General features: G+C 35.7%; 5 protein-coding genes. 2 read left to right on the top strand and 3 right to left on the bottom strand.

Annotation, left to right across the window (positions count from 1 at the left end; genetic code table 11):
• Positions 1–192: 192 nt before the first annotated feature.
• Positions 193–1,704: a DoxX family protein gene (locus AC13CQ_RS00190; RefSeq protein ID WP_482882581.1), complete on the top strand. Its 1,512-nt coding sequence runs from the start codon at positions 193–195 to the stop codon at positions 1,702–1,704.
• 59 nt (positions 1,705–1,763) lie between these two features.
• Positions 1,764–2,048, top strand: a complete 285-nt coding sequence (locus AC13CQ_RS00195; protein WP_008613048.1) for a DUF6520 family protein — start codon at positions 1,764–1,766, stop codon at positions 2,046–2,048.
• A gap of 59 nt (positions 2,049–2,107) precedes the next feature.
• Here the strand turns inward: AC13CQ_RS00195 and AC13CQ_RS00200 are convergent, their stop codons facing one another.
• From AC13CQ_RS00200 to AC13CQ_RS00210, 3 genes are all read right to left on the bottom strand, one after another.
• Entirely contained in the window at positions 2,108–4,588 is a 2,481-nt protein-coding gene (locus AC13CQ_RS00200) for an alpha/beta hydrolase family protein (protein ID WP_482882582.1), read from the bottom strand.
• A 122-nt stretch (positions 4,589–4,710) separates the two neighbouring features.
• The gene (locus tag AC13CQ_RS00205) at positions 4,711–6,123 is read right to left on the bottom strand and encodes a RagB/SusD family nutrient uptake outer membrane protein (protein ID WP_482882583.1); all 1,413 of its coding nucleotides are present in this window, start codon (positions 6,121–6,123) and stop codon (positions 4,711–4,713) included.
• A gap of 12 nt (positions 6,124–6,135) precedes the next feature.
• Positions 6,136–9,168, bottom strand: a complete 3,033-nt coding sequence (locus AC13CQ_RS00210; RefSeq protein ID WP_482882584.1) for a SusC/RagA family TonB-linked outer membrane protein — start codon at positions 9,166–9,168, stop codon at positions 6,136–6,138.
• Positions 9,169–9,184 lie beyond the last annotated feature (16 nt).

Below are 9,184 nucleotides of genomic sequence, written 5' to 3' on the forward strand. Positions count from 1 at the left end.
TTAAAAGGGCTAAAGAAGAAGGTTTTATCTAAAAAGACTAGTTTTCCCTTTAAATAAAATGTTAAATGCGGAAATACCGTAAAAAAATAAGGTAAACCCACCAAAGTCCACTTTTATAATCATTTACCTTTATTTGGCAGAGCCATTAGTGCGCAGATTTATAGCATTTAATACCAAATAAATACAAATGATATGAAATGGTATCAAAAACATACAGGTTTAATTACGGAGATCATCAGTTATCTGTTTATACTCCTTTTTGTATATGCAGCACTCACTAAACTGTTGGATTTTGAAAATTTCCGTATTCAAATTGGACAAGCACCGATGCTGAGTGCCTATGCCGGTTGGCTAGTGTGGATTGTTCCTATATCTGAAATTTTAACGGCTCTTCTACTTCTATATAAAAACACACGTTATATAGGTCTGTTGGCATCATTAGCCTTAATGGTCATGTTTAGCACCTATATTTATATCATTTTAAACCACGCTTCTAATATCCCCTGTTCCTGTGGTGGTGTGCTGGAAAAAATGGGATGGAAGGCGCACCTTATTTTTAATATAGTATTTACCTTATTTGCTCTTTTAGCCATTCATTTTCACAAAAAAAGAGATTCTAAAAGCAAGAACAAGTATGCTTTTTATGTAATAGCTTCCGTAATCTCACTTCTAAGTGTTGGTACGGTCACCATGTTATTTCTAACCTCAGAGCGAATTATATACGAAGAAAATCCTTTTATTCGTCGATACTCATATAATATTCCAAAGATTGCTAATATAAATTTAAACGGAGATGCTTTTTATTTTGCTGGTTCAAGTAAACAACATATTTACCTGGGAAATTATAGTAGTCCACTCATTGTAAAACGAATAAACCTACAAACAGCTACTGTGAAAACCATTAAGATTCAAATCAGTAATAATAATTTACCATCCATTGCAGCTCAAGTCAGAGTCCAGCCTCCTTATTTCTTTTTAATAGATGGTCAAATTTCTATGATATTAAAAGGAACTACAACGAATTGGGAAGTAGACTCGCAATACCAAGGTAATATCAACTTTTCAAATTACCAACTAACTAATGATAACACATTACTATTTAAAACCTTGAATCCTCAATCCCAGAAAAGTGACCTTGGCTACCTCTATATAAAGGATTCACTACCCTATCAAATTGTACCGCACCTTTTGAATAATGAGTCTGACGAAATATTTAATGCCGATGGTAGTATTACATACGATGGTCTTACCAATCACGTATCCTATACTTATTTCTATAAAAATAAATTTTTGGTAATGAGTGAGAAACTTAACAACATTATAACAGCTCATACAATTGACACCATTTCTAAGCCCAACTTAATTATAGACTCCACATCGAATCCTCAACAACTAAAATTGATTGCCTCCATGATGGTTAATCCTGCAAGCTATACTTATAATGGCTTTTTATATATACGTTCTCAAATCAAAGGAAGATATGAGGCAGAAAAGACATGGAAGCAAACTCAAACAATAGATGTATACAATATCTTAAATGGAAATTATCAAACCAGTTTTTACATCTATAAAGAACAAGGGAAACCCCTAAGACATTTTTTCATAAAGGAATCTATTTTTTATGGTTTTATCGGGAATAAATTAGTCCAATATGACCTTAAAAATATGCTTCATGAAGATACACATACAAATATATCGCGATGACAGGGGTAAGATCGAAAACCTGTAAAAAAGAGTAGATCATAACTTTAAATACAAAAAATATGAAAACAATTTCAAGAAAATGGTTGCCGGCTTTTATTTTTGCCATAGCAACCATCGGAGCCTTTTCAACACATGCAATGAGTTTAAAGGCTAAAGACGCAGCAATTGTTCAGGGGCATATTAAATTAAATCCCGCAGGAACATCATGCCAACAAGCAGATGATTGTTCAACTGTAGAAACAGATTATATTTGTACAGTCAATTATGAAGAAGATGGTACCCCACTATTTTTAGAAGAGGGGAATCAATGTACTGTTCAACTTTATAGACCTGAACAACCATAGATTCTAAAAAAAATAGGGTGGCTCTAAAATGAGCCACCCTATTTACTTTAATTCATCACTTACGGCATCCAATCGTATTTTATCCCTTCTTTCAAATAATATGCAAACCATTGCTCGGTCTTTATAGTAATATCTTTTTGACTTTCAGGACGTCCTAGTACATGCCCTTCTTGAGGGTATAAAAGTAAACTGTTTGGTTTTTCTAGCCTTTTCATGGCCAAATGAAAGGATATACTCTGATGGTAATTCACATGATAATCCTCTTTACCCGACCATAATAAAAAAGGTGTATGAATTTTGGTGGCATGATATATAGGAGAGTTATCCAAATATCCTTGGTAATCCTCAAATAAAGAAACTCCCATGCGGTGTTGAAAATGTTCATACATATCATAACTAAGTAGAATCCGATCCTGAAGACCTAAATACCCCCGTACCATATCGGTTACACCAGCACTGGCAATAGCAGTAGCAAAAAAATCAGTTTGAGTTATGGTAAACAACGTTTCAAACCCTCCATATGAGTGTCCTATCAACCCAATTCTATCAGGATCAATAGAAGCTTCCTTCAATGCAGCTTTGGTACCTGATATAATACAATCTGCTGCTGAAAAGCCAGGTTCCCCTATGGTATAAGAAATATCTGGTAGAAATACAAAATAACCATTGTTAACATAATTTTTACTATTAAATCCTGAGCCATTGTACATGGTAGGATTTACATATTGAAAACGCTTATATCCCTGTTTTTCATAAACACGTACAATCATGGGATATAGTGAATCCTTCTTATAGTCCGTCGGAAAACGAAGAATCCCTGAGAGTAAGAGACCATCTTTATTGCGATAAAAAACCTTTTTGGAGCGCCCTTGTTTATAATTCTTATAATGAGGATTGCTCTGAAACAATGTTTGTAAACGATCTGAACTCAGGTCATAAATCATTAATTTAGAGGGCTGGTCGTTACGCTCCATTCTAAAACTAAAGTATCGTTCATCTTCAGATAGAAATGGATCACGAACATAATTTTCACTAAGACTTATATCTTGTAGTTTTTTTTGCGGTCTTAATATCGCATAACCCATACTATCCCCTTTTTTTACAGAGAATATCAACGATTGAGTTTGTCGATTAAAATATAATGATTGAGGTCGTTTTTGGTAAACAGTAGGCTTGGTAAGTACATGATAATGAACTCCCTTTTTCCTCCCATTCGTTAAAGACTTCACCTCTCCATTTCCAATAGGAACTTCCCACAAATCGTAACTTCCCTGCATAAATAAAGCATCTTCATCTTTGCTCCATAATAACGGAGTTAATTCATCATAATCAATTAATTGAGTATTTTCAAATTTCTTACATAAATTAATATGAACATCTGTTTTAGAATCGTAAAGCCACCACTCCTTTTCTCTGAAGTATTGAATATAACGTCCAGAGGGGCTAAAGGAAACTTTTGATGTTTCATGCAGCTGACGTTTTAAAAACAATGTTTTCCTCTCCTTTTTCAAATCTGCTATATAGAGGTCAATAGGAGGCTTCGACATGGATTGAGGTTGATAAGTTGCCGGATTGTACAGCAAGGCTAAAGATGCATTTTTATTAATAAGCGACTGAGGATATAGTGTATCAGTAACCTTAATAAAACGATTGGTTTTTACATCCCATATCCCTAACTTGGCTGTATTTTGCCAATGCATCCTATAAGTCATCCCTTTATAGATATATGGATCACCGGCTTTCCAGACCTCTGGAAGCTCCTTCATTTCGACAGGTTGTTTGCGTTTAAAAGCAAATAATATCCTATTGTCATCTGGGGTAATCCTTAGCGGCAAAACCCATGTGCTTACCAACTTCTTATCACTTGGAAAACCACCCCAATTATTCAAATCTATACGCATCATCTTTTCCTTAGTTATTTTATAGAAGCATAGCTCCCCTGCATCTTCATATTCTCCTTCTGATTCACTAGAAGTCATCGAAAAGGCCACACCATCTCCCGCTGCATTCCATGTGAGTTCGACAACTTTGCGAGAAGAATTCTCCAATAAGACAACCTCTTTAAGCGTTTTGTTTAAAAATATCAAGGTTAGTTGATTCTCTGTAGATTCACGGCTCATAATTGCAATGGCATTGGATTTTGGATTATGGGAATAGTCATAAACATTAAAAAAAAATGCGTTTTTACCATTTGAAAGATTTCTAATAATCAGTTCCTTCTTTTGTTTATGATACATCATAAGGTAATCCTCATTTAAACTTACTTCTACTTTATCTGCATTCATTTTTTCCATTCTTCCCGATGCCAGATGTAGTATTTGATACCTCCCATTCGCACAATGTCCAATAACTATCTTATTTCCAACATAAGTTAACTGACCGCAATCTTCAATTGCGTAAAGCCTATCTCCCATTATTTCTTTTACAAATAATGAATCTGGTAGATCTGTATAAGACTTTTTAAATAATACCCATTTCCCCTCTGAAGCAAACCCTAAAGAGTTAAAACGATACCATTTATCATAATCTTCTGGGGTCATGGTTTTACGATTACTTTGTGCACATAAAGGCATAACACAAAGAAGTCCTATCCATACTAAACCCCATAAAAGGTTGCAATTATGATGAAAGAAATTGATCGATTTTATATTTAGTCCTCTCATCAATATCCTTTATTTTGCGGTTCTAAATTTGGATTTATCAAGAGTTCATCCTCTGGTAATGGTAATATTCTGTCTGTTGTATTCCAACCTGGTTTAACTCCTAAAACAGTATCCAGCTGTTCTGTACGCTTTAAATCAAAAAAGCGATGTCCTAATTCTGTAAAGTATTCATGCCTACGTTCCTCTAAGATAAGTTTCAATAAGGTAGCTTTATCAGTAACACCAACTTCGGAAAGTCCTGCGCGATTTCTTATTTTATTTAGGTCAGACACCCCTCCCTCTATGTCGCCGTTTTGTACACGTGCTTCGCTCCTTATCAAATATTGTTCAGCCAATCGAAAAATGACACTATACTCTCTTGAGACATCCGTCCCACCTTGCTCTTTATATTTATATGCATAATACCAAGTAGTTTCCCCATCCGATAATCCCTTAATCCAACCATCCAATCTCAAATCATTAGTTTCAAAACTTGCTACAAGCTCAGGATTCAAGGCTACGTTTCCCGGAGGTACTGAAAAGAATATAAAAGCTTGCCCTTCATTGGTGTTTTGTCCTTCAAATTCAGGAGACCATTGCCAAATAGTTGTAGTATTATCTTTTAAAAACAAGGTATTTAAATTTGTGTTCCATGTATATGTACCTGTATTGTTTATGCAATACGAAGCTGCCTGAGCAGCAGCCTCCCATTGATCTGTATATAAATATATTCTTGCCATAAGTGCTTTAACTACGCCTCTATTTGGACGGGTACGATTTGGATTTACATATTCCAAACCTAATAAGCCTTCAGCTACTTTTAAATCCTCCAGTACATTTAAATACAACTGATCAACAGGAATTTTAACCACCTTAGCATTCTCTGAATAATTAGTGGTCGTTACATAAGGGACTGCTCCATAAAGTTGCGCCAAGTAAAAATGAAGGTATGCTCTTACAAATAAAGCTTCCCCTTTTAACTGATTGCAATCACTTGTAGAAAGTTGTTTTGAATTCTCAACACGTTCTAGAATTGAGTTTGCACTATAAATTAAATTATAGGCAGTATTCCACCAGCTTTTGATGGTACCATTGGAAGAAATTACCGTATTTTTATTAAAATCCTCGGTATCAGAAGCCATACTACCGTAATAATCCAATTCATCTGCATAATTCCCCATCTGATAACTTAAATCACTTACCATACTACCATCACGCATTTCAGCATATATGGAAGCCATGGCTGCATTAGCAGAAGAAATATCGGTAAAGATATCATCAGCATTGAGTTGCGATGAAGGAAGTTCTACCTCCACAAAATCTGAACAAGATAGCAAAAATGTACTGCAGCATACAAATATTAGCAGGCTTCGAAACCAAAGATGCCCATTTGTTTTTTTATTTTTTAAAACTGTTGTTATATATTTTTTCATGATTTTATTAATTTAAAAATGGAGTTGTATCCCTGTGGTGAGTACTTGCAATGGTGGTAAACTATTTGTGAAATTAGCTTCTGGATCTAATCCCTCATAATCTGTAAAAGTCAATAGATTTTGTCCCTTTAAAACAATACTGCAAGTAACCCCATGCAAGATATTCCTCGGTAATTGATAAGAAATAGCTATGTTCTTAAGTCTAATAAAGGAGGCATCATCCAATACAGCATTACTTTGGGAATAATTCAAATACCTTGATCTAAGTTCAGAATTAGCCCCTGAAGAATAGGGCTGAAAGGTTGCGATGTCTCCTGGTTGCTTCCAACGATCCTGTAATAGGTTTAATTGATTCCCCATTCTTCCAGCCATTCCCATTGAATGTTCACCGGTATAACGATCTTGTTTAACAAATTGAAAAAGAAAGTCTACGGATAATCCTTTATAACGAATACTATTTTGGATTCCACCAAAAAAGTCAGGATCAAATCGTATGATAGCTTCTCGATCATTTTCACGTGTTAATAAATCATCGTCGTTAAAATCTTTAAATTGATACAGTCCCGTTTGAGAGTCCAAGCCCTCATACTGATATACCTTACTGATATTTAAAGGTTCTCCTATAACATAGCTATTGCTATAGGTGGAGGTTTCTAATCCTGGAAAAGAGACCAGTCGGTTACGGTTAACACTTAGATTAAATGTAGTACTCCATGAAAAATCTTCGTTTTTAAATTGTTCGGAACGTAATGTAAACTCCCATCCTTTATTTTCTATAGTAGCATTTAAATTAGCCTGAATAGAAGAAAAACCTGTTGTTCCCGGAAGTGGTATTCCTACCAACTGATTCGAAGAACGGTTCTTAAAATAAGCAACCGTTAAAAAGAGTCGATCTTTTATAAATCCTGTTTCCATGGCTACCTCTAACTTTTTGTTTTCTTCCCAGCTAAAAGAAGGATTAAAAAGCCTTGAGGGTTCCATAACGGCTATTCCATTGTAACTATTTCCGCTAATGGTATACGTATCCAAATACTGATAATCACCTATCTGATCATTTCCTGTTGTCCCATAGCTCGCTCTTAATTTTCCATAACTTAAAAAGTTTAAGTTTTCTAACCAGGATTCCTCTGAAAACAACCATGCAATACCTATTGCACCAAAATTGGTAAATTGGCGACCAGGACCAAAACGAGAAGATCCATCCCGTCTCCCTGTTATGTTTATAAAATAACGATTAAAAAGGGAAGTATTCAATCGTCCAAATATGGCATTGTATTTATATTCAGTCTGATCATCCGTGGCAATATTAATAAACGAAGCAGCAGTCATATTTCCTAATAGGCTGTTACTGGCATACCCACTAGTACTATGCACTAATTGTGAAGAAACTTGTTTTTGAAATGTCCCTCCAACTAATAACTGCGTTTTAAATGCCGAAAATTCTTTTTTATAAGATACTTGTGGTTCGACAATCCAAGAATTAAAATGTACCTGATTTTTGTAGGCATTCGAAAACTCACTGGTAATTTCATATGCTGGATCATATACAGTAGATGGACGAAGCATTTGATCAAAAAACTGATTATTAGTATAACCCAAACTGGTTTTAAACTCCAACCCATCAATAGGTTCATAAGAAAGTAACAGATTTGATATAAGGCTATTCGTTTTTGATTCATAAGAGGTTTCAAATACACTATATGGATTCTCCCAACTACTATTTTCCCAATTCAGAGTCCCATCCTCCTGATACAATGCCGGAGCATTAGGAGCTAATTGGTAGATATCTGTCATAAATGACAACCCCGGTAAGTTGTTATTTTGAATTGTATAACCAGCAGTTAAATGTACCTTAAACTTTTCATCACGGGTACTGTGATTGATACTACTATTAAGTCCAAACTTATTATACGCATAATCTCCTGGATATACAGTGGTTTCCTTATGGTAATTCCCATTCACTAAAAATTGAGTGTGCTCACTTCCCCCTGACACGGAACCTGTCGCATCTATAATATCAGAGGTTCCCCCTATTAATACTTCTTGCCAGTCCGTATAACGGTTTTGATCCCATGTTCCATTTACATCGTAAGCATTGGCAGGATATGTTATTATACCATCATTGGCATAAGCTTCCCGTCTCATCTCCAGATAGGTGTTGGTATCCATAAGGTCCATGAAATTAGCAACCCTTCCCAATCCATAGGTGTATCCTATCTGAAACCGGGTTTTACCAGCAACTCCTTTTTTTGTTGTAATTAATACCACCCCATTCGCTCCACGTGAGCCATAAATAGCCGTAGCATCGGCATCTTTTAACACCTCGATACTTGCTATGGACGTAGGGTCGATATTATTTAAAGGGTTAATAATTCCAGGTACTGCCTCTCCGGTATAGAAACTCTCCATAGACTGGGTTGTAAAAGGAACACCATCCACAATATACAAAGGCATATTCCCATCCGATCGCAAGCTATTTTGCCCCCTTATCTGAATTTGAAAACCACTACCAGGTACCCCCGAGTCTTGTGTGATATACACTCCCGGCATTCGTCCTTGCATAGTAGCAAGAACATTGGTAACGGGTTGCTCTTCAATATCAGCAGCAGAGATGCTTGAAATACTTCCAGTGCGCTCTCGCTCCTTTACAGAATAATATCCTGCATTGACCGTCACCGCTCCAAGATCAGTCACATCTTCCTCTAATACAAGGGAAAGTTCCTCCGAGCTTCCCACTATAACCTCTAGTTTCTTAAATCCGATATAGCTTAATATCAAAACATCGGTAGGAGTGGCCTCCAGATAAAAGACACCTTCACTGTTTGTGAAAGTTCCGGTTGAAGTGCCTTTTATACGAACCGAAGCTCCCTGAACCGGAGTTCCGCCCGAATCAGTAACCACTCCCTTAATCCGATGTTGGTAAACAGCTAAATCAAAAAAATTAACACCCCTAGTATTCCCAAACAAGGAATACGTTCCAATAGAAAAGATAAGCAGGGTAAATAATAGGATACACTTATCTCTTATAATATATCTTTTTTGCATAATTTTGAGTTGTTAT

Source organism: Galbibacter sp. L-19, assembly GCF_056857615.1.